The 25,442-nt window shown below is 37.5% G+C and carries 18 protein-coding genes and 3 pseudogenes; 5 read left to right on the top strand and 16 right to left on the bottom strand.

Features of this window, described 5'->3' with window-relative positions:
- Window positions 1-63 precede the first annotated feature (63 nt).
- From MJY40_RS14235 to MJY40_RS14185, 10 genes and pseudogenes are all read right to left on the bottom strand, one after another.
- A complete protein-coding gene (locus MJY40_RS14235) occupies window positions 64-648 on the bottom strand; it encodes a recombinase family protein (RefSeq protein ID WP_317854845.1) in 585 nt (194 codons plus the stop codon).
- Between the two features lie 30 nt (window positions 649-678).
- Complete coding sequence (gene mobQ / locus MJY40_RS14230) at window positions 679-2,130, bottom strand: MobQ family relaxase (RefSeq protein ID WP_317854844.1); 1,452 nt, start codon at window positions 2,128-2,130, stop codon at window positions 679-681.
- Window positions 2,131-2,300: 170 nt separating this feature from the next.
- Window positions 2,301-2,600 carry a DUF3847 domain-containing protein gene (locus MJY40_RS14225; protein ID WP_317854843.1) on the bottom strand — a complete coding sequence of 100 codons (300 nt, stop codon included), beginning with the start codon at window positions 2,598-2,600 and terminating at the stop codon, window positions 2,301-2,303.
- A 90-nt stretch (window positions 2,601-2,690) separates the two neighbouring features.
- Entirely contained in the window at window positions 2,691-3,077 is a 387-nt protein-coding gene (locus tag MJY40_RS14220; protein ID WP_317854842.1) for a TnpV protein, read from the bottom strand.
- 12 nt (window positions 3,078-3,089) lie between these two features.
- Window positions 3,090-3,380: a DUF6809 family protein gene (locus tag MJY40_RS14215; protein ID WP_317854841.1), complete on the bottom strand. Its 291-nt coding sequence runs from the start codon at window positions 3,378-3,380 to the stop codon at window positions 3,090-3,092.
- 7 nt (window positions 3,381-3,387) lie between these two features.
- Window positions 3,388-5,704: pseudogene (locus MJY40_RS14210) on the bottom strand (type IV secretory system conjugative DNA transfer family protein); the annotation flags it as partial.
- Between the two features lie 53 nt (window positions 5,705-5,757).
- Window positions 5,758-6,240 carry a PcfB family protein gene (locus tag MJY40_RS14200; protein WP_317854839.1) on the bottom strand — a complete coding sequence of 161 codons (483 nt, stop codon included), beginning with the start codon at window positions 6,238-6,240 and terminating at the stop codon, window positions 5,758-5,760.
- A gap of 28 nt (window positions 6,241-6,268) precedes the next feature.
- Window positions 6,269-6,856, bottom strand: a complete 588-nt coding sequence (locus tag MJY40_RS14195) for a DUF3846 domain-containing protein (RefSeq protein ID WP_317854838.1) — start codon at window positions 6,854-6,856, stop codon at window positions 6,269-6,271.
- A 56-nt stretch (window positions 6,857-6,912) separates the two neighbouring features.
- The gene (locus MJY40_RS14190; RefSeq protein WP_317854837.1) at window positions 6,913-7,779 is read right to left on the bottom strand and encodes a DUF6017 domain-containing protein; all 867 of its coding nucleotides are present in this window, start codon (window positions 7,777-7,779) and stop codon (window positions 6,913-6,915) included.
- 18 nt (window positions 7,780-7,797) lie between these two features.
- A pseudogene (locus MJY40_RS14185) lies at window positions 7,798-8,052 on the bottom strand (ParB/RepB/Spo0J family partition protein); the annotation flags it as partial.
- An 89-nt stretch (window positions 8,053-8,141) separates the two neighbouring features.
- Between MJY40_RS14185 and MJY40_RS14180 the strand changes: the two are divergent.
- Both MJY40_RS14180 and MJY40_RS14175 read left to right on the top strand, forming a co-directional pair.
- The gene (locus MJY40_RS14180; RefSeq protein WP_317854372.1) at window positions 8,142-8,489 is read left to right on the top strand and encodes a transposase; all 348 of its coding nucleotides are present in this window, start codon (window positions 8,142-8,144) and stop codon (window positions 8,487-8,489) included.
- Window positions 8,374-9,297, top strand: a complete 924-nt coding sequence (locus MJY40_RS14175; RefSeq protein WP_317854373.1) for an IS3 family transposase — start codon at window positions 8,374-8,376, stop codon at window positions 9,295-9,297. Before MJY40_RS14180 ends, MJY40_RS14175 begins: the two co-directional genes overlap by 116 nt.
- A gap of 72 nt (window positions 9,298-9,369) precedes the next feature.
- Here MJY40_RS14175 and MJY40_RS14170 read toward each other — a convergent pair.
- The 4 genes and pseudogenes from MJY40_RS14170 to MJY40_RS14155 all read right to left on the bottom strand — a co-directional run.
- Window positions 9,370-10,050 (bottom strand): annotated as a pseudogene (locus tag MJY40_RS14170) (ParB/RepB/Spo0J family partition protein); the annotation flags it as partial.
- On the bottom strand, window positions 10,007-10,828 hold the full coding sequence (locus MJY40_RS14165) for a ParA family protein (RefSeq protein ID WP_317854836.1): 822 nt from the start codon (window positions 10,826-10,828) through the stop codon (window positions 10,007-10,009). The pseudogene MJY40_RS14170 and the gene MJY40_RS14165, both read right to left, overlap by 44 nt.
- A gap of 591 nt (window positions 10,829-11,419) precedes the next feature.
- The gene (locus MJY40_RS14160; RefSeq protein ID WP_317854835.1) at window positions 11,420-12,862 is read right to left on the bottom strand and encodes an extracellular solute-binding protein; all 1,443 of its coding nucleotides are present in this window, start codon (window positions 12,860-12,862) and stop codon (window positions 11,420-11,422) included.
- A 19-nt stretch (window positions 12,863-12,881) separates the two neighbouring features.
- A complete protein-coding gene (locus MJY40_RS14155; protein ID WP_317854834.1) occupies window positions 12,882-14,714 on the bottom strand; it encodes an adenylate/guanylate cyclase domain-containing protein in 1,833 nt (610 codons plus the stop codon).
- A 425-nt stretch (window positions 14,715-15,139) separates the two neighbouring features.
- Here MJY40_RS14155 and fsa point away from each other — a divergent pair, with 425 nt between their 5' ends.
- Window positions 15,140-15,793 carry a fructose-6-phosphate aldolase gene (gene fsa / locus MJY40_RS14150; protein ID WP_317854833.1) on the top strand — a complete coding sequence of 218 codons (654 nt, stop codon included), beginning with the start codon at window positions 15,140-15,142 and terminating at the stop codon, window positions 15,791-15,793.
- Window positions 15,794-16,038: 245 nt separating this feature from the next.
- Here fsa and MJY40_RS14145 read toward each other — a convergent pair whose 3' ends face one another.
- Window positions 16,039-17,853: a GHKL domain-containing protein gene (locus MJY40_RS14145; RefSeq protein ID WP_317854832.1), complete on the bottom strand. Its 1,815-nt coding sequence runs from the start codon at window positions 17,851-17,853 to the stop codon at window positions 16,039-16,041.
- Window positions 17,840-18,574, bottom strand: a complete 735-nt coding sequence (locus MJY40_RS14140) for a LytR/AlgR family response regulator transcription factor (RefSeq protein WP_317854831.1) — start codon at window positions 18,572-18,574, stop codon at window positions 17,840-17,842. Before MJY40_RS14140 ends, MJY40_RS14145 begins: the two co-directional genes overlap by 14 nt.
- A gap of 189 nt (window positions 18,575-18,763) precedes the next feature.
- Here MJY40_RS14140 and MJY40_RS14135 point away from each other — a divergent pair, with 189 nt between their 5' ends.
- Together MJY40_RS14135 and MJY40_RS14130 are read left to right on the top strand one after the other, a co-directional pair.
- Entirely contained in the window at window positions 18,764-24,574 is a 5,811-nt protein-coding gene (locus MJY40_RS14135; RefSeq protein WP_317854830.1) for an S-layer homology domain-containing protein, read from the top strand.
- 118 nt (window positions 24,575-24,692) lie between these two features.
- Window positions 24,693-25,112 carry a hypothetical protein gene (locus MJY40_RS14130; protein WP_317854829.1) on the top strand — a complete coding sequence of 140 codons (420 nt, stop codon included), beginning with the start codon at window positions 24,693-24,695 and terminating at the stop codon, window positions 25,110-25,112.
- Window positions 25,113-25,442 lie beyond the last annotated feature (330 nt).

Below are 25,442 nucleotides of genomic sequence, written 5' to 3'. Positions count from 1 at the left end.
TACTTTTTTTTACAAATTTCAAGTGTTTACAAGAAAAGAGTATCAAATTGTCAGAATTTTGAATTATTCTTTTATCCATTTGTTATAGGTAACTCTTGAAATTCCTAACATATCGGACGCAGTTGTAATGCTTATTTCCCCATTATCACACATTTTTCGTATAGCATTAAAGTTTTTTGGCTTTTGCATAGGTGGTCTACCTAAGTGCTTACCTTTGCTTTTAGCTACTGCAATACCCTCAGCTTGTCGCTTGCGTATATTCTCACGCTCCGTTTGTGCCACATAACTAAGTATCTGCAAAACTAAATCAGCGATAAAAACCCCTGTTAAATCACGCTCTTTTTGTCGTGTATCTAACAAGGGCATATCAAGTACAACTATTGAGGCTCTTTTTTCTTTTGTAATGATTCGCCACTGGTCTATGATTTCCTCATAATTTCTACCCAAACGGTCAATACTTTTGATAACGAAAATATCTTCTTGCCTTAGTTTTTTAATTAATTTTTTATAGCTTGGGCGTTGAAAATCTTTACCACTTTGCTTATCAAGAAATATGTTTTTTTCTTTAATTCCAAACGCTGTTAAAGCTATAATCTGCCTATCTTCGTTCTGCTCTTTACTAGAAACTCTCATATATCCATACTCCATTTCTAATACCTCCAATCTTTAATTTTAAGGTTATATTATAACATCTCGGTCTTTTATTTTTCTTGGTTCTACAATTTCAATTCGTTGTTCTTCTAGTATCTGTTTCACTTTTTCAGCACGACCAATTTCAGTTTTTAAGGCTTTTAATTTCCATTCACAAAGTGACATATCCTGTTCAAGTGAAGTGCGTTCTTTTGTCCAATCAGACACATTGATTTTACGACTTCCATTAGAGAATTTCGCCCACACCTTTCCTAATTCATCTACACGTTCAATCTCGATTTGGTGCTTATCGTAAAACTGCTCCTTATCCTTGCCTTGTAGCTTCTGATATTTCTTTTTGATAGGTACAACTTTCTGATATTCGCTCCAAAGTTCTAAGCGTTTATCAATGCTTTCCATCTTCTTTTTAATAGCAATTCGCTCTTTTTTAATCGTATAAAAACTAGCATTAAGGTCACTGATTTTATTTGCAAAGTCATGCATAGACTCTATGTTGTGGGTCTGTATAAAGTACCATGCACTGGTGTTAGCTTTAAGGGATTTAATGGTCTGATATTGATTGTTGACTACAACATTATTCGCTTGTAACTTGCCAAGTACAGAAGCTTTTACATCAGCTTTTTCGAGATCTAAAGGCTGTGCCTTTAATTCTCGTTGCCACTTCATCAGCCTTGTAATTCTTGCCTTAATTATCTTAACTTCCTTGTTGTCATCATGGATTTGTCGGTTGATATTTCCTCTATCTGTTTCAATACCTTTTTGTTCCATCTGACTTGCTGACACTCCTAAATGAATAGATGGGATTTGGTCAATGCCTTGTCTTTCATAACTTCGATGGTCTATGCGTTCTTCACACCCTAAATTTTCAAGATAGAGATTGCAATGCTCACTCCAGTTTGCTCGCCAAACTTCTGCGTTGTCTTGGCTGTTCCAATCCATTGTATCAACTTTTGTTGACTTCCAATTTCCACTTGGAAGTTTAATGCGATTACCACTATCATCAAGTATATATTCTTTGCGTGATTTTGCTCCCCATTTGCCATTTTCTTTGATAGGTCGCATAGTTAACATGATGTGACAATGAGGGTTGTTAGGGTCTTTGTTGTGGATAGATAAATCGGCTATCATACCTTGCTTTACAAAGTTAGAATTGCAAAAATCTATCATCATTCTTCGCCATAGATATGAGGGGATTTCTTTCGGTATCGACACTTCAATCTCCCTTGCAAGTTGTGCGTTATGCTGTTTTTCTATCATCTCAACAGCGTTCCATAAAATGCTACGGTCTGCATATTCTTTTGGTGCGTGGGGTGGTAGTAAAATAGCACTGGAATGAATACCACCTTTATGCGTATAGTCGTGTGTTACTCCGTCATATTCATTGGTTATTTTAGTGCCACTTCGATATGCAGATGAAGCCACAGCAGACTTGCCTTTTCCTCGACTTATCAGCTTTATTGAGTGGTGAAATATCGCCATAAACTACTCCTTTCGATTTATTAGACTTTATGAAAATGATTACACCTCGCAAGGTGTAGTCGGTTTCGTAAAGTACACTAGGGGTTTGGGGAGAGTAGCTCCCCATTGCTTCGCAGAACGCACAGCACCATTGTAAATGGTGTATAAGTGCGCCCTTGTAATCAAGGGAGTTACTGCGTATCTTCGGTTGCTGTCATTTTACTAAGCAAATGCAATGCTCGCTCACTCTGCAATACTTGTTGCAAAAATGCTTGTAACTGCTCGTTGGATAGGGATTGGATAGATGGATTGATACTTTCCAAGATTGCACCTTTTTCAATTAAATTGCGTGTGCGTTTGCTTCGATTCTTTTCTCGTTCACGCTTTTGCAACTTTTCCAGTTGATGTTCCTTTTGTTTCTTTTCTGTTCTTGTTTTTTCAATCTCGATTTGTGTTTCTTTGATTTGCTCTACGATTGTTTTCTTTGTCATAATGAAATGCTCCTTTTCTGTTTTCGATTTGATTTTTTATATGAAAAAGAGGTCGTAATCTGTTAAGATCTCGACCTCTGATTCTCGATATTATATATACACAACTTCGCTGTATATGATTTCCTCAATCTGTGCTATGATGTTATTTACCATTCCCACCCATAAGAGTTGTTCCTTTGCTTTTAATTCCTCTGTGACACCTTGCTTTACTTTGTACTGTGGTAGTAGGGTATCAATCATCTGCTGTGCTTGCTCATTCACATCACGCAAGTGGGAGTGTAACTCTCCACTAAGTAGCAGATGATTATATAAAGGTTTTCTGTGTTCTTCAAGGTATGTTCTTCTCAACATTCCATACTTACCTAAAGGTCTATCGTCTGTTTCTTCTTCGTCCTCAAACTGCCCTAAGTTCGGCACATAGTAATCGCCAACTTTGATGTAAGTACCACCCATTTTTTCAAATATGTTTTGTTCCATTGTATCAGCTCCTTACTTTGTAAATCGTGTGTCGGTTAGTGTTTCAATCATTAGCCTTGCACCTAAGATAAAACCATCTTCGAACTTTTCTTCCTCAAAAAAGCTACCTACCTCGCCATCAGCTTTCAAAAATTCATCAAACAGTTTTTTGTTCTCGTCATTAAGCTGTGCGATCAATTTTTCTTGTAAATCTGTTGCGATTTTTAGAGTATCTTTGTACTCTTGTATCTGAAATAACTGACTGTTTTCCCAAGGGATAACTTTTCCATAATACACTGCGTTCAATATGCTATTATTACTCATTTTTCTATGCTCCTTTTTCAAATTTCATTTTTTCTTCTTCCAATAATTTTGCTTTTTTGCGTTCCTTACTTACCTTTGCTTCTCGTCTGTTGGTTTCAATATCTTTGATAATTCTTTCTTGTTCTTTAGCCTTAGCAATTTGTTCTTCTTCCGTAAATTCTCTCTGTGGAAGTTCAAATTTTCCAATGAAGTTGAAATAAATATCAATACGTTGTTCACGCAATCTTGTACGACCACCAGTTGCGTTATGGACATTTACTTTCTCAATAAATTCATTCAAAATAGTAGGAGTGAGTTCTTCAATCTGCTTGTATTTATTTGCTAAAGTAATAAATTTATCGATTTTCGTTTGGACAGATACAAAATCATTTGCAGAACTTTCAATCTCTACAATTTTATCGGTTAGTATTTTGTATTCATCATCATATTCGGTAAGCAATCTTTCAAAATGATTATCGGGTATCTTGCCTATTGCATTTCCCTCATAAAGTTTTTTTACAAGTAAATCTAGTTCTTCAATCCTTTTCTTAGCACTAGATAATTCTTTTTTATTTTCTTTTATTAAATCCTCTTGATGCGTATCTGACAATAGTTTTATTCGCTCTATAAATTTCTTTTTGTCATTTAATACAAAGGTACTTACGTTTGAGATTGCAGTTAAAACGAGAGTTTCAACAACTTTAGCTTGTGTGAAATGTGCTGTGCAGCGTTTATGAAGATTACGATAATTACTACAAACAAATGCACTATCACTATTATATATTTTTCCATCTTTTCTATGTTGTGCCTCTGGACTTCGATAACTCATTCTAGCTCCACAATCAGCACAATATATCACTCCCGATAATATATGTGAATATGACCCGTTAGCTAGAGTTCTTCTTACTTTTCTTTTTAATCTATGAACATTATGCCACATTTCCTCAGGTACAATAGCTGGGTGAGTATCCTTAAAGATAATTAGTTCATCTTCGGTGGCTTTTCTACGTTTTTTAGTCTTGAAGTTTTCACAAATGGTCTTGCCTAAAACTGTATGTCCCATATATTCTCGTTTATCAAGTATATAGCTTACAGCAGTAGGTGACCAACGATAAGGATTTACAAAACCTTTACTTCTATCATTTTCGGGATAATGTTTTTGTGCATACGCTGACGGAATAAGCACTTTTTGTTCTGTCAATGTGTCTGCAATATGACTAACTCCATATCCATCAATTATCATCTGAAATATCTGCTTCACTACCTTTGCAGGTTCTTCGTCTACATAGAGCGTATTCTTGTCATCGGGTTTTCGATAAAAGCCATAAGGAATAGCACCACTGCAACGCTTACCCTCTTTCATGCGAGCCTTGAACACTGCTCTTATCTTGTTGCTAGTATCCTTTGAATACCATTCATTCATAATGTTCAAAAATGGTGTAAAATCATTTTCGCCTTGCTTGCTACTATCAACTCCGTTGTTGATAGCGATAAATCTTACATCTTTTTCGGGGAACATTATCTCGGTATAAAAGCCTACTTTAAGATAATTTCTTCCAAAGCGGCTTAGGTCTTTGGTTATAATTTCTGCAACATTGCCTTTTTCTACTTCTTCAATCATTGCTTTAAATCCTGGTCTATTGAAGTCAACACCCGAATATCCATCGTCACTGAAATGCTTTATCCTTGCAAATCCATTATTTTTTGCAAATGCTTCTAAATATTCCTTTTGGTTTGTGATACTGTTACTTTCGCCTTGCAATTCATCATCTCTTGATAGTCGAGTATATAAGGCAGTAATCTTTAAATTACTTGATTTTGCCACTGTTTCGACCTCCTTTCTTTTTTGTTAGACTTCTCTGTCCTTAATAAGTGTAACCTTTCGGATCGGTGACTACATAAGAACTATGGCATTGCATCAAGTTCGGTTTGAGCCAAAACCTTGTTTTACCAGAGCCAGAACCACCAACGATTAACACATTTTTGTTTCTTGCTGTTTTTGGATTTTTTGGTCTACTGTTCATGGTAAGTCGTTCCGTTTGGGTGAGTATGACATTGTTCTCAAACTTTGGATCGGTAAAGGGTTCAATGTCTTTTGCATTGCCCCAACGTGCCGAGCCATACTCCACACCTTTTCGGTATTTCTTTGCGTTTTTTGACCTTACATACACAATCAAACGCAGTAATGCTCCAATTCCTAAACCAATGATTAGGTCGCTAGGGTAGAACGATGGAAGATAGCTTTCAAAAGCTCTTGAAAATCCTTCTGTGAGATTGAGTATTTTTGTGCTGAAATCATTACCACCCATAAAGCGATAAGCCTGTGGTATTTTAGAAGCATAGATACCAATGACAACATAAGGGATGTTTATTATAAAAAACTTCTTCATTTTATTGGTCATCGGATTTGCTCCTTTGCTCTGTTTTTCACTTTATCCATTACAGTGGCTTTTACAATTTCAGCACATTTTTTCAGTTCTACCAAAACAGATGGACGAGTGATTTTCTTTGTTGCTTGCACTGTAAACTCCGTGAAAGCCTTAGTTGTAGCATCGGCATCTTTTGCCTTGAAAAACAAAGTATGAGTAGGTGGAGAGGTCTTTTTGTCGGTCATCACAGCATAGTCGATACCATATTTTTTCATAATACGGTCAAACTTTTTAATGTCTGCATCGTTTAAATCAAGACTTGTCATTCCTTGTCCTTGTTTTGCAAGGTTTTTCACACTCTGTTTTCCTTGTGGTATTTGTTTGTTTACCTGTTTGTTTTTTTGATGGTTTAAATATGCCTTTGCAAGTTTTAGCAAAGTACGACCTGTAATTTTAGTAGTGCTAGTCACAAAGGCAATATTTTTATGGTTTACTTCTTCTTGTACTGACATCTATATCACCTCCTGTGCCAGAACATTGTTATCGTTCCATATCTGGTTTCTTGATGATGTCCTTGTCTTTAGCAATATCAATCTTTTGGGCAATGATACTTCCTGCCAGCGAATAAAACTTCTCTGGTTTTTCAAAATGTTTCTCGTACTTATCTTGTAGTTCTGGCGTTAGGCTTTCAAAATCTTCATCACCTTCACCAACTACAAGGAACGTGCCTGCGATAATATCGTGTAGCTCATTGTCAGCATCATAAATGCCACGATTAAGGGGCAGGTTGTTTAGCTTGCCTTCTTCGTTTGCAATGATGACAACTGGATCATCAAAAATATTGATACATTCAATGAGTCCTCCAACAGCCTTTTGTAAATCTGCTAGTTCAGTGGAAAGTTGTATATGTTGTGGTGGTTTCAGTGGTTCTACCAGTAGGGCATCAATACGTTTTTCACGTTCTGCAACTGCTTGGAAATTAGAACCTACAAAATCACCAGAATCTAAAACGTGTATGCCTTTGTCCCATTCAAATTCTGCCTGTTCCTCAGCTTCATGCTGTGTTTCGGCATAGACGGTGACAGTACGTTTCAGTGTTTCGGTGATGGTAACATCAAATTCTTTCAATTTGTTTTCCTCCTTTGGGTATAAAAATAGACACCTTGCTTTTGCAAAATGCCTTGCTACTTGTTGCCATATAAATCGTGGTTTACCAATGCTGCATAATAACTATCCATTGTAACTGGTGCATTAAACAGTGTCGCTAATAAATATCTTTTAATGTTTCTTACATGAGTGGTGTTTTTATCTAGACACTCTAATACATAGTCAACATGAATAGAAGTAATTTTAAGGAGCCTGTCTTTTACCATAGAGCTAGGATAATCTTGCCCTGCAATGTTGATGGTATCTTGCGTATAGCACAAAGTATCAATGATAATGTCAGCGATTTCTTCAATGCGAGGTAGCTTTGTAATCGGTCCATACTGCTTACAATGTGCGTATTCCAGATTACAATAAACAAGTTCTCTTAATTCATCTAAGCTATCAAATCCCATCATTTCATATCCCTTTATCTTTTGATTAGATTGATTAGGATTAGATACATCAATATTAAATTTATTAGTAGTTAATAAGTTAATATTATATTGTGATGGGTTATCCAAACTAGGTTCATCCACGATAGGTTTGTCCAACACAGGATTATCCAATGTTGGATTTTCCAATGTAGGCTTATCCTGTATAGGTGTTTCGTATATGGTGTATTCGGTAATGGTCAAATGCCCTTTATCATTTCGTTTGCGACATCGTGTAATATAACCATGTTCCTCAAGTTCCTTGATTGCACTTCTTACTCCGTCCACACCATCACGACAAATGCTTGCATATCCTGCAATGCTATGTTTCCAAGAGTCTGGAACGGAGAGCATCACAGATAGTAAACCTTTTGCCTTTAGGGACAGCTTCTTATTTTTTAAATGGTGGTTCCCCATAACTGTATAGCTTCTTGATTTTACAACTGTGAAATTGGCATTGTCAGAACTTCCCATAAACTTTCACCTCCTCGTTTATCTATCCTGTTGCTGTGTGCGTTTCTTATGCCAAGTTTCAAGCAACTTGATAATGGTTTCTTCCATTTTTTGAGGAGTGTAGGATTTAGGAAAATACTTTGATAGCTTATCACTGGTTAGGGTAACTCTATCGGTTTCTGGTTTCTTTTCTTCACTCATAATGGCACACATGACATCAAAACTAAGTTTGCCTTCGGAACTAAATTTTTTGAGTCGTTGTGCTTGTGAAAGTGAAGGTGTTGATTGTTCACTTTATAATGGTACCGTGATTTAAGACAATTTTCGAGACAATTCTTAATGAATTTGTTATACTAACAACATCAGAAAGAAGGTGCTCACACATGTCTCGAACAAGAAGAAGTTTCACCGCTCAATTCAAAGCCGATTTGGTGATTGAGTTGCTGAAAGGCGAAAAAGATTTAAACACATTGGCTACCGAAAATTGCATCCAGCCTAACCTGTTAAGAAATTGGAAAAAAGAATTTTTATCCAATGCATCTGCTGCATTTGATGATACTCGTATGGAAAAAACGAACGAAAAATTACAACAAGAGCGTAAGGAAAAAGAAGCATATGCCAAAAAAGTCGGTCAACTTACAATGCAAGTGGACTGGCTCAAAAAAAAATCTGAAGAAGTTCTTGGACCAGACTACGAAACGAAGTATTCTCCAAAACCTTTCGAAGACTAAGGATATACCTGTATCTACAGGTGCAAAGCTGTTATCGGTGAATCGTACCAGCATCTACTATGAAAAGCCAGCGATATCCGCTGAGGAATTGGAATGCAAACGAATCATTGATCAGCTACACACAGAACATCCCACTTGGGGTGCAAGGCAGATGTCAGCACAACTGAAACAACGCAACCATAACGTAGGTCGCAAGCGTGCTAGACGTTACATGAATGAAATGGCCATTGATCCGATTTATCCAAAGATGAACCTTTCCAAACGCATGCAGGAGGCAAAGATATGCCCCTATCTATTGCGTAATGCGGTTATCGAACGTCCCAATCAGGCGTGGTCAATCGACATCACCTATATTGGAACAAAACACGGATTTCTGTATCTAACAGCCATCATCGACTGGTATAGTCGTTGCATTGTTGGTTGGGAAGTGGATGATACATTAAGCACTCATATGGTTATGAATGCGGTCAAAAAGGCATTGAAAGTAGCAACACCTATCATATTGAATTCAGACCAGGGCTCTCAATTTACAAGCAATGAATACAGAGCCTTTTTGAAGGAACAAAAAATCAAACAAAGCATGGATGGCAAAGGGCGATGGGCTGATAACATCATGATTGAACGATGGTTTCGCAGCTTCAAATACGAAGAAGCATATTTGACAGAATATACATCCATTAAGCAGGCTCGAATAGAGATAGCAAAGTATATTCACACATATAACTTTGAACGTCTTCATTCGGCGCTGGACTACCAGACACCAGCATCCATGTATTATCCCATGCAACTGTTACCAATGGCAGCATAAGAGGAGGGGTTACTCTTTCCTTTATTAAATTGAGTTCATTAAAAAAGAATTGTTTTTTTGTCTTGACAACTGAGCCATTATACTTTCAATGGCATCAATCAAGTCGTATTGTTCATCTGGTTTTAAATATGAAACCTCCACAGCAGGATTAAATGCGACTTTCTTTTCATCTACCATATTAAGAAGTTCTGGTACCAGTTCTGTTAGCCTAATAAATCGTCTAACTTGGTCTTTACTAACACCTGCATCTGCACCAACTTTCTCTGCTGATAACTTCTGTGCAACTTGCGTAGAAGTTAAATCGGTACGTTTTCCTTGTGTTTTAATGGCTTCCAACTTCATTTTAAAGGCGAAAGCTCTCTCACTCGGTAAGATGTGTTCACGTTGCAAATTGCTGTCAACCATGATGATAGTCGCTGCATCATCATCAAGATTTCTTACAATTACTGGCATTGTTTCAAGTTCGGCAAGTTCACTGGCTCGGTGTCGTCTATGCCCAGAAATCAGTTCATAGCCACCAGTTTCTAGTGGTCTTGCAATGGCAGGCACTAACACACCATATTCTCTGATACTTTCAGCAGTTTCAAGCATTGCTTCATTATCTAATACCTTAAATGGGTGGTGGGAAAAAGGATAGAGTTCACTAAGTGGTATTTCCATAACCTTTTCTCGTTTGTCATCGTTTCTGCTTTCCTCTGTGGAGAAGATGTCATCTACCGATGTCAGATTTATGTTTTTGACGGAGCTTTTCAATCTTTATCACCTCCTTTGTGAGATTGGTGTAGGCTTCTGCTACTTTGCCTTTTGGATCGTGAGCATAAATACTCTTGCCCTCGGCACTGGTTTCAGCTGCTCGTACTGAATGTGGTATCTCTGTACCAAACACTTTGATTTTACTTCCATAGGTATCTCGCAGTAGAGCAGCAATATCTTTCGCAAAATTGGTTCGGTTATCTACCATAGTAAGTAGTATGCCATCAATGTTTAATTTCGGATTAATTTGCTTTCGTACCTTAGCTACTGTTTGAAGTAATTGTTCAAGTCCCTTTGCAGGTAGGTATTGAGCTTGCACAGGAATAATGACACTATCAGCACAAGCTAGTGCATTGACAGTGAGCATACCAAGAGATGGCATACAATCTATCAATATGAATTGATAGTCTTTCTTCACAGTTTCAATATACTGTTTCAAAATACTTTCTCTGCTCATGGTGTTTACTAGACCGACTTCCGTACCAGATAATTCAATATTTGCAGGAAGTAAGTCCACACCCTCAGCATGAGTGATGATACCTTCTTTTAGTTCAAGTGGAGTATCTGTAATTACTTTACTCATAATTGTGGATAAGGTAGTGGGAATACTATCTGGCTGTGGATTACCCAAACTGATAGATAAACTACCTTGTGGATCACAATCAATAAGCAGCACCTTCTTACCCTCACGAGCAAGACCAATACCTAGATTGGCACAAGTTGTTGTTTTGCCGACACCACCTTTTTGGTTAGCGACAGCAAGGACTTTGGCATTCAAAATTTCGTTCCTCCTTTCGTTTATAATAGGTAATAACTACTACGCAACCGACAACTTCTAAATTCGATTGCAAACAAAAAAAGGCTCGTTTCATACTCCAAAATTGGAATACAAAACGAGCCTTTTATATGATGAAAACTTGAGTTTGTGCAGCATTTATATAGAAGTTTATGTATGCTTGTGGTATAATTTGAACCAGTAACATCTACTTGCAAAAACCCTTGTAGCTAACAAAGTGCAAACAAGAGGGCGAAAAAGAGTAGGATATTGGTATCTAGCGTTGGAGAATGAAAAACAACCAAATCATAAGAAATCCTAGTGTTTGTGGGTGTTTGTGAGTGTTATTAGAGAAAGCAAAACACTTCGCTGACCGAACTCCTAAGCGGTAGGTCGTGGGTTCGATTCCCGTCGGGAACATTAGAAACTAGTGCTTGAGATACTTTTCGGAGTTTGAATCACTTCATTGTAGGCTCAACATAAGAAAAACGTCAGTCACCTCTATAAGGTTTGGCTGACGTTTTTTTGTTTCACTTGGAAATATGATTTCATCAAAAATTGAGGATTGCAAACATATTTGCAAAAAGAAGTCCTTTATGCATTGAAAGCATGTTCAATCTGTTGACAAAAGTCAAGATACCAACTTTGGAAATTTTCATCACTGATTAGGTCAAGGGTGACATCATCAATATTTTCACCTGACATAACACGTTCTACTAGTATCGCTTTATCGGCAGTGATTTTATTAGGCAAAGAATTTTCTAAAATTGTACGAACATCTGCACTTCCTTCAAAAGGTAAACTTGTGTATAAATCATAGTTGTTTAGTTGTTCATAGGAGGTATATGTTGCTTGGACAATAGGTAGAGTGTCATCCACAAAACCATCACGCTGCATTTCTGCCAATATGAAGTCTACATCTAAAACTTGGTTTTTTACAGGCATATACCCAGTGGATACGGCAAAACCAGCATTGTTTTCAGGTTGTGTAAACCATTTTAAAAATTCAGCGGCAGCAGCTTCTTCTTCAGGTGTTGATTTTGAAATGACCATACTTGCACCTTGTTGAACGGCAACAGCATCGCCATCTACAAAGGAAGGATAAGGCAGGGTTTTACATGCAATATCTAGATATTCGTTGTCATCGCTTACAACTTGTTCTGGGAAGTAGTATGAGCTGGCAGTTGACCCAACATAGGATACAATGGTACCATTTGTAAGATCGTCAGAACGATACCAGGCATCGGCAGCAAAATATCCTTTTATAAATGGAATATAAAATACATCCCACATTTTTTGGGCAATATCTTCTGTCAAGTGAAAGGTGATGGTATCGTTTTCTTTGGAAAAAATATCAACACCCAATTGTTTGGTACCGATAATCATAAAGTTTGCCATACCATCAGTGCCGAAAAATGCTTTACCATCACGTTTTTTTTCGGTTTTTGCATCGGTCCATTCATAGTAAGCCTCTGAAACCTGAGCAATACCTTCCCAAGTTTTCAGATCATCATAGGTATACCCACACTGCAAAGCGAAATCATCAAAATACGTTTTGTTTATATGTAAAATTTCAGTTGATTTTGCAATGGGCAAAGTAGAAAGATGACCATCTTGGCTAAATCTTCCCTCTTCGATAAAAGGAGCATAGTATGTTTCAAGTTCATCGGTGGTAAAATATTCATCTAAATTTGCAATCAAACCTTGTGATTCTAAAGGAACAACGCTGTCTGAATAAGCGGCAAAAATAGAAGGCATTGGATTTGACCCGGGAGAGCCATTGGCTGAACTTTGAATGGCTTGTGACAATGCACTTACACCATCATAGCTAAAGGCAGAAACAACAATCCCTTTTTCTTGACCCACCGTTTGATTGAAATTTTGTACCAAGTAGGAGAAGGTTTGATCCGCAGTACCACCATAATAATGCCAAATGGAAAGATTAATCGGTGTAGCTTCTGTTGATTCGGCAGTTGTTTTTCCGCAACCACTGGTGAAAAGGGTGCAAATCAAAAATAATAAAACAATTTTTTTCATATATATTAGCTCCTTTTAATTATTGTTTTTCCTTAATATCCTTGAGTATATAGATGTCAATTGGTGCTTCTTTGCCCTTTAGTTTGAGTTTGTCTTCAAGCTTTTCGACAATAGCATATTCATTGATATTTTCAACTATAATTTCTGAGATATAAACTGTATTAGCAGGTGCAGCACTTTCCAAACGAGCTGCTGTATTTACCGTGTCACCAATTGCTGTATAGTCCAAACGGGTAGCAGAGCCGACATTGCCAACAACAGCTGGTCCATAGTGAACACCAACACCGAAAGAAATCTTCTTATTATATTTTTTATAAATTGCATCGGTCAATTCGGTGGAACGACGAATCATTTCTACGGCTGAACAACATGCACGATAAATAGGATCTTCCACTGCGTTAGGAGCACCCCAAAATGCCATTGCACAATCTCCAATAAACTTATCTAAGGTACCATCATATTTTCGAATACAATCTTCAGTCAAGGACAAAAATTCATTTAGAATTTTAACAACATCAGAAGCAGGTAATTTTTCAGAAAGACTTGTAAAACCACGCAAATCCACAAACAAAACAGCAATATTACTGGTTACACCATTGGAATTCGCTTTGTTTATATCGCTGTTGATCAGTTTTTCTACAACTTTCGGGTCAACATATTGTTTGAATACGTCTGTAACATGTTTTTTGTTATAAGATATCAACCAGTAGTTGAAACCAATTGATAAGAGATAACAAGAAATCAAACCAATTAAAAAGAAGAAAGGCGGATACAGTATGCCATAACTATAAGCAAATTGAATGGCAGAGATACCCAATATACAAATCAATACATTTAAGATGCTTACAACAATCAATTTTAGATACAGGGAAAGGAATGTAATGAAAAATGTGCCAATCAACAAGCAAATGATTTCGGTACTTTTATTTACAGTTCTAATTTCCGCATCGTTAATCATGGCATTTGTGCAGTTTGCAATGAATTCAATGCCATACATGTTTTCAGAAGAAGAAATGGAAGGTCTATAATAATCCATAAGCGTTGGGTCATAGACACCAATTAAAACGATTTTACCAGCCAAATCTTCTTGTTTATAGTTATGTGTCAAAATATCACCAACACTATAATCAAAATATCCACCAGGGGCAGCACTATAATCTACATACCAAAAATTGTTTTCATCCACATATGGTGTGAAAGAAGCATCAATATTATGGAATTCTGTATACATTTTATAAGCTTCATAAGACATGGAACCAATGATACCACCTTGTGGCGTAGTTATTTCAAGCAAGCTATGGCGCAAAATACCATCTTCATCAAATAAGATATTGGTATGTGCCAAATGTATGTTGTCATCAGGATACAAGTAAGGGTATGTAATATCGGCAACTTTAATCAATTGAGAGTCGCTATAATTGTCAGAGGTAGCAGAAAAATCCAATTTAAATTCTGCAGTACATGCCAAAATCACGTTATCTTTTGCAATTTCTTCAGCCAGAAGTTTATCTGGTATTGGTTGTGATGAACCATAGAGAGGAATTGTCAGACCGATGGCAGCAGGCTTTAAATCATCTTGGCTATTGATATTTGAAAGCACATTTGCCCAAGTTGTACGATCCCAAGGCCACATACCATATTCTTGCAAATCGTGGGAGGTAACCCCAATGACAACTATATTTTCTGATACTGTTTTTTCATGCTGGAAAAATGTATCTTGCATTGTCCAATTGGAATAATTGAAAAAACCTGTGGCATAAATCAAGTAAAAAAGTACAGTCATCAACAAACTGATCATAAGTTTAGGAACTAAAAATTTTTGCTTAATTTGTTTTAATGCATCATGTTTCATAACAACACCTCTGTTCTGAATGGAATTGAGTTTTGAGGATACGGTAATGTTGCAATATCCTCTTAGACTGATTGCTATAAAAATAATCTTATATCTGGAATATGTAGCTTCACCTGAATCAGTATATCATACTTTTGCACGAAACGTCTATTGATAAAACACCTAAAAACAGTCAACTTTTACAATGATGTTTCTGGTATTAGCTCTTTGGTAGGCTTTGCAATATGTACTTTGGTTTTTCTTTTTCAATTTCTTTGCATATCTGGCGTTGGAAATATTTGTTGCAAATGTTCCAATTCAATGTTTGCAATGAGCAATGCCTTGTGATAGTATATAACCATGGATGGAACAATTTATATGCTCTTTTCAGGTGATTGATTTGGAGAAATTTAACATTGCTATACTATTTTAGGAGGAGAAATCATATGAAATTTTTTATTGACACAGCGAAAGTGGAAGACATTAAAAAAGCAAATGATACAGGCGTTATTTGTGGCGTAACAACAAACCCCTCATTGATTGCAAAAGAAGGTAGAGTGTTTGAAGAAGTCATTGCCGAAATTGCATCTATCGTAGATGGACCTATTTCTGGTGAAGTCAAAGCAACCACAGTGGATGCAGAAGGTATGATTGCAGAAGGCATTGCAATTGCAGCAATTCATCCAAATATGGTGGTGAAAATTCCTATGACCATTGAAGGGCTAAAAGCTTGCAAAGCCTTGACAGCAAAGGGTATCAAAACAAATGTTACATTGATTTTCAGTGCAAACCAAGCGCTTTTGGCAGCAAGAGCAGGTGCAACTTATGTATCTCCATTCTTGGGTAGATTGGATGACATTAGCACAAGAGGAACAGATTTGATTCGTGAAATCGTAGAAATTTTTGATATCGCTGGTTTGGATACAGAAATCATTGCAGCAAGCGTACGTAATCCAATTCACGTAACAGACTGTGCTTTGGCAGGTGCCCATATTGCAACAGTGCCTTATGATGTCATTGTGCAAATGACAAAACATCCACTTACAGATGTTGGTATTGCAAAATTCCAAGCAGACTACAAAGCAGTTTTTGGCGAATAATATAGAAGGTGCTATTGGCATAGTTTTTTTACCAAATGTAAAATTGTATAAAATAAAAACAAACAACCAGTTGAATTTGCAGATTTGACTGGTTTTTTTAATGAGAAATCATATGTAATCGTGGGGTTTTTGAAAATGTTAGCTCACCCTTTTTGCGTTGATGTAAGATAAATGTGACATGGGAATTGTCTACTACAATGCAATAAAATGTAGAGGCGACCCTGTGTGGTTGCCTGTTGTTTACGTTATTTCTCAATACGAACATAAATTGCAGATTGGAATACACGTCCATCAGTTGTGAAAGTTGCATTGCCACCATATTTGCGTGCCACCGATTGTACAGAAGAAAGACCTATGCCAAATTCTTCACGTTTGGAAGAAAAGAACTTATCTCCATTGGGGTGAAGTGGTCCCTCAAAACTGTTTTTTTGTAGGATGACCAACATACCGTTTTTGAGATAACTGGTCAGGGTGATGAATTTACCACTGTCGCTCATGCGTCCACAAGCCTCTATGGCATTTTCCATGATATTCCCAAAGATGACGCAAAGGCTATTGTCACCAATTTGTTCTACAGGTTCAGGTACAACCAAATCAATGTTGAGTGTGATATTATTGGACTTTGCTTTGGCTGCATAGTATGCCACAACAGTGTTCACAGCAATGTTATCACAAAAAATTTGCAATTCTTCTGGAATTTGTGCATCTAATGTATCCATATGGCGATTTAATTTTTCAATATTACCTTCTTTTGCCAAACTGCGAATCACCGTCATTTGATGGTGCAAATCGTGACGTTGTTGACGTAAGGTTTGTCTGGTTTCCATCAACAAATGATGATATCTTTGTTGTTCTGCCACTTGGACTTCCATGAGCTTGTATTCCTGTTCCATGAAACGATTTTGTTCTTTAAGGGCCAAAGATTTACGAATTAAGAAGCCACCGATGATACTGTTCGCCAAAATGAAAATCAATAAACCAATTTGGGCAAAAGTACCATGGGATGTGGTGGCTTTTTGTATAAATTTTGACACCTCGATGAGGATAGAAGCAATGATAATCAGCCAAGGCAATATAAATTGTTTTGCCAAATGGTTGTCATATATTCTCCATTCATAAATGGTATACCCAAAACCAAAGAGAAAGCTCAAGAATGTTACAACCATAAAATAGGGCAATCCATTGTAGAAGGATAAAACAGAAGTTGCCTGCAATAAAGTATTGATGACAGCCACCAATAGGCAAACATATCCGCAGATGGTGATGGGTTTTGGGTTGCGATATGCAATGATGGAGTGGAAATAAAAATGTATGGGTACAGGCAAATAATAGATGCCTACAAACCCCAATAAGTAGAGAATACTTGCATTGTGTATGAAAATACAGGTAATGTCATATTCTCCAAAACCCCATATGCCACAACATAAGACAATGAGTCCCAACCAGATGAATGAAACACCTTGGTGCTCAAATGCACGAACAAATAATCCAATACACAAAAGCAAAAGTCCAAATCCAAGGAAAAAGATAAACAACAAAGAAAGTGGTTCTTGTTGATTGAGTAGAGCTGTAAAAATAGAGGGATATGTACCAACAAGGGGTGGTTCAATGGTCAAATCTTCTCTGGTTGATGGGTGGGTATATTCCATGCGTAGTGTGATGGTGGACTCATTTGGTAAATCCACCATAGAAGTCTGTACAGGCGGGTCATTTAGATAAGGGGGATAAGTGCCCTCTGTACCATACTCATAGAGCAATTCATCATTTGCATACACACGCAAAGGGGAATAGACACTTTTCATATAGAGTCGTTTGTAACCTGAATAATTCAATTGGGTGGTGAGTATCACTTGCTCTGTATCGTCATAGAAAGTATAGGGGAGTGTGATATCTTCTGTCACACCATCAATTTGTGCAGAAAAAGACGTAATTTCTGTTGCAGGTGTTTCTTTCCATTCACCGAAAAAGCCAAATGAAGAAGTCACAAAAAATAAATATACCAATGGGATGAGCAATATCACCACACCAAAAAGATGCAATACGCTTTTAAGTTTCCCCATGTAGCACCTCCTGCTCTGTAGAGAAAAGATAGTCTTCAAATTCCTTTTGGATTTCCCAGAATCCTCTTTGGCGAATATACACCTTACTACCATCTCCCATTTCAAAAAGACAAAGCTCACGATTGATGCCACGTACATGTGCAAGGTTCACCAAATAGCTTTTGTGGCAATGCAAAAAGCCTTTTCCCAGCAATTGTTCTGCAACATCAGAAAGTTTTTTGTTGGCAGAAACCACTTCGCCACCCAAAAGATAAATCAGTAAATTGCGTCCCTTTTGTTCCATATATAAAATATTATGCAGAGGATATATCTTAGTGGAGTTTTGGATGCGAATTTCCAAATGTTCCACAGATAGTTGTTTCATGCGTGCCATTTGCAAAGTGTCGATAATGCTTTTTTTGGTGGCAGGTTTTTCAATGTATTTGATTGCATCTAGGCGATAGCTTTCACGTGTAAAGTCCATGCTAGAGGTGATAAAAGCAACTGGAACATGGTTGTCCATTGTACGTACCTTGGTAATGACCTCAATACCTGTCAAACCGTCCATAAAAATATCCATCAAAATCAAATCATATTGGTAGGGTTGAAATGCTTGCAGGAAATCCTCACCATTTGCAAAAACATCTATTTTTGTAGCAAAATGGCTTTTTTCCAATACTTGTAATACATGTTGTTGTTCTTCTTTGTCATCTTCACAAAGTGCGATGCGTAAAGTTTGCAATGGAACCCCTCCTCTCATAAACATTTGTATATAGCATATGCACAAAATGTTAAATTTGTCAAGTGTCATTTTTGACAGGGTATGTGTCATTTTCATCACTAATACTTCACAAAAAGAAATGGTATAATGAAAATAATAATAGTGGAGGTATGTCCATCTGAAAAACAAAGCAAAAAAGGGGGAAATAAAATGAAAAGAAAGTGGTTGGCATTATTTATGGCAGCAACAATGATTACATCTTTATTGCCTGTGTCTGCAATGGCTGTGGATGTGGAAGATGAAATTGTGGTGCCAGTGGTAGAAGAACAAGAAGCAGAGATACCATCCAATGATTTGGTGGTAATTGAAGAATCTGTGGAAAAAATCGAAGAAACCATGGAATCTATAGAAGAAGTAGAAACTGTAGAAGAAATAGAAACTGTAGAAGAAATAGAAGAAGTAGAAACTGTAGAAGAAATAGAAGAAGTAGAAGAAATAGAAGAAACTACAGAATCCGTAGAAGAAGTGGTTGAAGAAGTGACTACTTTTGATTTTGATTGGAAAGATATCCAAAATGGGGAAGTATCCCTTATGGATCAGGTGGCATTTGCTATGGCAGAAGCAACTTCTGAAGATGCAAGCTTGTTGGCAGATGAACCTATCATTGGTACAGATGAAAGCAATCCATTCTACATTGGGACTGTATCTGTATTGGAAGAATTGGCAACTCGTGTCAATACCTATAAAACCTATGGCAAAGATGCCGATGGTGAAACACTTTACTTTGCAGAAGCTTACTATGTTTTGGTAGATGATATTGACTTAAATGATGAGCAATGGACACCAATTGGGTCTAATGATAGTATAGTACTTAATGAGGTGGCTTTCAGGGGAACCTTTGATGGTGCTGGACATATGGTAACAGGTTTGTACATCGAAACTACTGACTCTGTGCAAGGGTTATTTGGTGCTACTTATGATGCTACCATCAAAAATCTTGGTGTTTCAGGAACCGTTGAAGGTAACCACCAGATTGGCTTGATAGTTGGAAGTAGTTATAATAGTGATAGTAGCGTGGAAAACTGCTTTGCAATTGGTAGTGTTTCTGGCTATAGTCAAGTGGGTGGTATGGTTGGTGTTGCCACACTAGGTACAGTGAAAAACTGTATTTCTCTTGTGGAAACAGTAAGTGGCAGTGGTTCTGGCAATGGTCGTGTAGCTGGGAAGTTGAATTCAAGTGATATAGGTTCTAATTTGTATGCTTGGGATGGTACAGAAGTGAATAAGTACACTGTTTCTGGTGGCACAACTTCTGATTACAATGGCGCTGATTTGACTTATGCAAATGGTACATTTACTGCAACTGGTATTGAAACTTGGGGTGATATTTTTGATAACGATTGGACTGGTTCTTTGAGTGGGCTTCCAAATGGCGACAGAATTCCATCTTATATCACAGATACAGTTGAAAATGAAGTTGTATGGGAAGGTGCAGGAACATCGGTTAATGACCCTTATCTCATTGGTACAGTAGAAGAATTGGAATTGCTGGCAACCAATGTCAATGAAGAAAGCACTGCATATGAGAATACATATTTCCAATTGACAGCAGATATCGACCTTGGCGGTGAAGAATGGACACCAATTGGTACAGAGTCCAGTGATTTCAAAGGAAATTTAGATGGTGAGGGTCATGTGGTAACAGGCTTATCCATCAATACATCTGACGATTACCAAGGGTTATTTGGTTACGTTTCTGGTGGTACCATCCAAGACCTTGGTGTTTCTGGTGATGTTACAGGCGGTTCTTATGTTGGTATGGTAGTTGGCTATAACGATGCTGGTACTGTGCAATCTTGTTTTGCAACAGGAACTGTTTCTGGCGATACTTACGTTGGTGGTATTGTTGGGTATGTTAGTGAAGGAAATGCAAAATACTGTGTTTCTCTTGTGGAAACAGTGACAGCATCTGAAAAGGTGTATCGTGTGGTTGGATATGCTTCAGGTGGCTCTTTGTATGGTTTGTATGCTTGGGATGGTACAAAAATAGGTGCAAGTGGTGCAGAAACAACAACAACCAACACCAATTCAGCAGCTCTTAATGGTGCAGACTTGACGTATGAAAATGGTGCATTTACTGGCATTGATTCTTGGAGCAGTTTGCAACTATCCTCTTGGAATGGCGAATTGAGCCAACTTCCAAATGGCGAAGCAATTCCTTCTTACATCACAGAAGCAGGCAGTGATTCCTTGATGGATCAATCTGGTGCAGTGGATGTTGGTGATTTTGTAGTCAATGGTGTTGCAGATGGCTATTCCTATGATAGTGGAACATTGAAAATCACCAAAGAAGGGGTATATACCATTTCTATGGCGGAATTTGTATATACCACAAAAGATATCATTGCAGTTGAGGCAGATGGTGCGGTTACTTTGCACTTGAATGGTATCACCATCAATCAAACAGAAGAAGCAACAGGAATCAACTCCAATGTTCCATTGACCATCAACTTGGTGGATGGTACTGAAAATAACATTACCATCAATGGTATTGGTATTGAAACCGAAGGAAACAATTTGACCTTTACAGGTGCTGGAGATTTGAATATCACATTGTCTGGAACAGAGGCAAGTGCAGGTATCAATACATATCAATCTTCTACAGCGACTACCACGAACTTCAATCACACAGGAACCATTGTAATATCTTGTGATGAAACGGTTACAGGGAATATGTTTGGAATCAATTCTAGTTATAGCGCAACGAGTAATGCAGATGTCAACTTCAATGCAGGAACTGTAAATGTGGATTTCAGCGAATATGCATATAGTGAATATGGTTTTCCTAGTATAAAGGGTGTGATAGGTGATGATGTTACTGTAGCTTCTGGTGCGACCGTTTCCACTGTTGGAAATACTACCCTAAATAAAAGTATTGAAGGCTTTTCTGTTGACAATTTTACATCTAGTGGCACTGTAAACATACTACAACGCAATGCAAGTATGTTTGCAGAAGGTGATATTATCATTTCTGGTGGTACATTCACTGCAGAGAGTAAAAATACATATACAGTTTGTGCAAGGGATTCTTTTATCGTTTCTGGCGGTGCACAAGTCGAAATTACCACCACAATTTCTTCTGCAAAGGATGTTACTGTAGTAAATACCTATGGAACTATTCTTTCAGCGGATGAAGTTATCATTGATGGAGCAACCAATGTATCTGCAAAGGGTGTATATGGTATCAATGGTGTAAATGGCATTACCATTACAGATGCAATTGTAAATGCAGAAGTAACAGGGGAATACAACACTGCTATTTATAGCGTTAATGGAGATATTTCCATTACAGGCAATGATACAGTTGTGACTGCAATAGGCGGTAGTGATGCGATTTTCTCAGGAGCAGGGAACCTTACCATTGGTGGTGAAGGCGACAACTTGGAAACTAGAGCATATGGAATAGATGCATATGATGTTGTAACTACAATTTCAGAAGGTAGAATTTACGAAGGTACTGACACAACCACTGAAACAGGAACTGTAGCAACCAATGTACAAATCAAAGTTCTTGGCTATTCTGTAACTTATACAGATGGTATTGATGATGAAGAATGTTTCGCAGATGTTGAAACCACTGGAATCAGTGAAGGCGAAACAATCGAAATCACAGCACCTTCTTATACAAGAGCAGGCTATACAATTACAGGCTGGACAGCAACTGGTATTGAGATGGCAACAAATGCAACATCCTTCACAATGCCAGCAAACGATGTGACTTTGACAGCAATTTGGACACCAGTTGACTACACTGTAACCTATGATGAAAATGGTGGCAGTGGCGTAACAGATTTGATTGAACAACACATTGGAGATACAATCGAATTGCCAACTACAAGTAAAACAGGCTATACATTTGCTGGTTGGACTACAACGGATGTGACATTGGAAACAGGTGCAACAACCTTCACAATGCCAGCAAAAGATGTGAAATTGACTGCAACTTGGACATTGGATGCACCAACCCTTACATTGGAAAATGCAGAAGTAACCTATGGTACAGAAGCAACTTTGACAGTAGAACCATCCAGTTTAGCAGAAGATGTTTCTTATATCTATTCTTGGACAGAATCTGGTTCAGAAGTAGTATTATCAACATCCAATACTTTGACATTGGCTTCTGGTACAGATGCGGATACATATACCTATTCTGTAGCAGTTATTGCAAAAGTTGGTGACGATACAAGTGATTCTGCAACAAAAACTGCAACCATCACAATCAATGCAAAATCTTTGGAAGATGGTATGATTGCAGAAATTGCAGACAGAGTATATGACGGATATGCAATCCAACCAGAACCAGTGATTTCTTGGACACCTACAGGTGAAGATACATTGACACTTGTAAAAGACACTGATTTTACTTATGACTATGAAAACAATACAAATGTAAGTGAAGCAGCAAAAGTAATTATCACAGCAAAAGCAGATGGCAACTACACAGGCTTTGCAAATGCAACCTTCACTATCATCAAAAAAGATAGTACAATCACACCAGATGAAGACATTGTGGAAACTGTAACTTATGGTGCTGACTTGACTTTGACTGCAAAAGTGGCTATGAAAGAAGCTATGTTATCAGAAGAAGGTGCTTTGGATGCAGTGGACTTCTATGTGGTAGTAGAAGATGCAGACGATGTATATTTAGGCAGTGCAGAAGTAACAGAAAATACAGCAACATTGGTTTATGAAACAAGTGACCAAAAACTTGCAATTGGCGAAAATACCATCAAAGCAGTTTACAATGGTAGTGCAAACTTGAATGAGTCTGAAAGTGACACCATTACTGTGGAATTGCGAGCAAAAGACGTGACAGCAATTGTAACAACAGAAGATTTTACAAAGGTATATGATGGTACAAATGTTGCAAATGTAAAATTTGCAGTGAATGCATCTGATCTTGTAAATGAAGCAGATGAAATTCTTGTTTCTGCAACAGCAACCTATGAAGATGACGATGTTTCTGAAGATTTGGAAATTACATTTGGAGAAGCTGTAATTTCAGGCGAAGATGTAGCATATTACAATGTAACATTGTCTACAAGTGGAGTTAAGGGCGAAATCACAGCAAAACCAATCACAGCGGATATGGTGGAAGCAATTGAAAACAAAACATACACAGGCAGTGCGATTGAACCAGAACCAGTGGTTTCGTTGGCAGTAACAGACGTTATCAAAATGGTTCTTATACCAGATGAAGATTACACAGTTGCATATACAGATAACATAAGTATTGGCACAGCAACAATCACCATTACAGCAGTAGAAGGTAGCAACTATAGTGATGCAGTAGATGTAACCTTTGCAATTGTATCTGCATCCACTGGTGGCGGTTCTTCTTCAGGCGGTGGCGGTGGCGGTTCTTCCTCCAGCTCATCTTCTTCTGATGACACAACAGTAGAGGAAGATACAACTACAGAAGACACAACTACAGAAGATGTTGTTGTAGAAGAAGTAGACAATCCAAAAGAATTTGATGACGTAGATTCTTCTGCTTGGTATTATGAAGCAGTGGAATATGTAACCAGTCGTGGTATTTTCAGCGGTGTTGGTGACAATGAATTTGCACCAAATACAGCAATGAGTCGTGCAATGCTTATGATGGTATTGTATAACTTGGAAGGTGCTTCCTTCGATGGTGAAGGCACTGAATGGTATGCAGATGCTTTGGCTTGGGCTGTTGCAGAAGGGCTTACAGATGGTACAAATCCAGATGCAGATATTACAAGAGAACAACTCATTGCAATCTTGTATCGTTATGTGGGTTCACCAGAAGTAGAAGGTGAAATGGATGGATTTACAGATGGCGATGATGTTTCCAATTATGCAAAATCAGCAATGCTTTGGGCAATTTCTGAAGGTTTGATTTCTGGTAATGCAGATGGAACATTGGATCCAAAAGGCAATGCAACAAGAGCACAAGTGGCAAGCATTATGATGCGATTCTTGCAAGATAAATAAAATCATGCAAAACAATGATAGGGGTGTCTTTTGGCACCCTTATTTTTATGCCAGATTTGCACCATATTATGGTATACTGATGATACACACAATTGGACTACAACCAAAGGAGGTAACTATGCGAAAAAGAGGTCAAGAACACATCAAATACTATTTATCACAAAAGGAAGATTTTTTAGGCTTAAATATTCCTTTTTTGGAAGAACCCATTTTGCAAATAGAAGAAAAATCCATTGAATTGCAACGTATTTATGAAATCAAAGCGAAATTTGCATTGCAAAAAGGGGAAGCTTACTTGATTTTGTTGGCTGCATTGGCAAAAGAACCAGATTTTCAAGAAATTATGGAAGGAATATTCCAGTTGGATTTGGCGATTGCAGAGGAGATTTTCAATTGTAACTACCCAGAAGCGGTGTTCTCCATTAGAAAAGATGTATTGAAAGAATTTTTGTTTGTGGAATTGGAAGATGAAGTGTGCTTGCATCCAGATGTGTTGCACTTTATCTTAAATGGTGGAAATGTAGAAAATTTGCATTGATATATAAAAATTAAGGGCAATCCGATGTGGACTGCCCTTAATTTTTTTTCAATTATGATAGTCCCAATTAAACTGAATGAGACCTAATATACAGGAATACATCTCAATTATGTAGGGAATGCATTCCACTTTCGATACGCATACAATGCGTACCCTACAAGATATAAAAGCCCTTTTATCTTCAATTAGGATTTATTATAATGAAATGTTTTTAAATAAAGTTTAGGTTTCGCCTTTTCAAAGGTGAACAGGGTTTGGGACACTCACCCGCCAAGAAGGGCAGGACAGCAAAGCTGGATTTGCTTGCAAAGTGATGACAGAGTCCCAAGG

The organism is Chakrabartyella piscis (genome assembly GCA_030067835.1).
In the GTDB taxonomy this organism is placed as follows: Bacteria; Bacillota; Clostridia; order Lachnospirales; family Anaerotignaceae; genus Chakrabartyella; species Chakrabartyella piscis.
The sequence above is the reverse complement of the archived record's forward strand: the minus strand, read 5'-3'. Positions and strand labels throughout refer to the sequence as shown.

Coding starts and splice junctions, on each gene's coding strand:
- MJY40_RS14235 (WP_317854845.1), bottom strand. CDS start 648: ATGGAGTATGGATATATGAGAGTTTCTAGTAAAGAGCAGAACGAAGAT.
- mobQ (WP_317854844.1), bottom strand. CDS start 2,130: ATGGCGATATTTCACCACTCAATAAAGCTGATAAGTCGAGGAAAAGGC.
- MJY40_RS14225 (WP_317854843.1), bottom strand. CDS start 2,600: ATGACAAAGAAAACAATCGTAGAGCAAATCAAAGAAACACAAATCGAG.
- MJY40_RS14220 (WP_317854842.1), bottom strand. CDS start 3,077: ATGGAACAAAACATATTTGAAAAAATGGGTGGTACTTACATCAAAGTT.
- MJY40_RS14215 (WP_317854841.1), bottom strand. CDS start 3,380: ATGAGTAATAATAGCATATTGAACGCAGTGTATTATGGAAAAGTTATC.
- MJY40_RS14200 (WP_317854839.1), bottom strand. CDS start 6,240: ATGTCAGTACAAGAAGAAGTAAACCATAAAAATATTGCCTTTGTGACT.
- MJY40_RS14190 (WP_317854837.1), bottom strand. CDS start 7,779: ATGGGAAGTTCTGACAATGCCAATTTCACAGTTGTAAAATCAAGAAGC.
- MJY40_RS14180 (WP_317854372.1), top strand. CDS start 8,142: ATGTCTCGAACAAGAAGAAGTTTCACCGCTCAATTCAAAGCCGATTTG.
- MJY40_RS14175 (WP_317854373.1), top strand. CDS start 8,374: ATGCCAAAAAAGTCGGTCAACTTACAATGCAAGTGGACTGGCTCAAAA.
- MJY40_RS14160 (WP_317854835.1), bottom strand. CDS start 12,862: ATGAAAAAAATTGTTTTATTATTTTTGATTTGCACCCTTTTCACCAGT.
- MJY40_RS14155 (WP_317854834.1), bottom strand. CDS start 14,714: ATGAAACATGATGCATTAAAACAAATTAAGCAAAAATTTTTAGTTCCT.
- fsa (WP_317854833.1), top strand. CDS start 15,140: ATGAAATTTTTTATTGACACAGCGAAAGTGGAAGACATTAAAAAAGCA.
- MJY40_RS14145 (WP_317854832.1), bottom strand. CDS start 17,853: ATGGGGAAACTTAAAAGCGTATTGCATCTTTTTGGTGTGGTGATATTG.
- MJY40_RS14135 (WP_317854830.1), top strand. CDS start 18,764: ATGAAAAGAAAGTGGTTGGCATTATTTATGGCAGCAACAATGATTACA.
- MJY40_RS14130 (WP_317854829.1), top strand. CDS start 24,693: ATGCGAAAAAGAGGTCAAGAACACATCAAATACTATTTATCACAAAAG.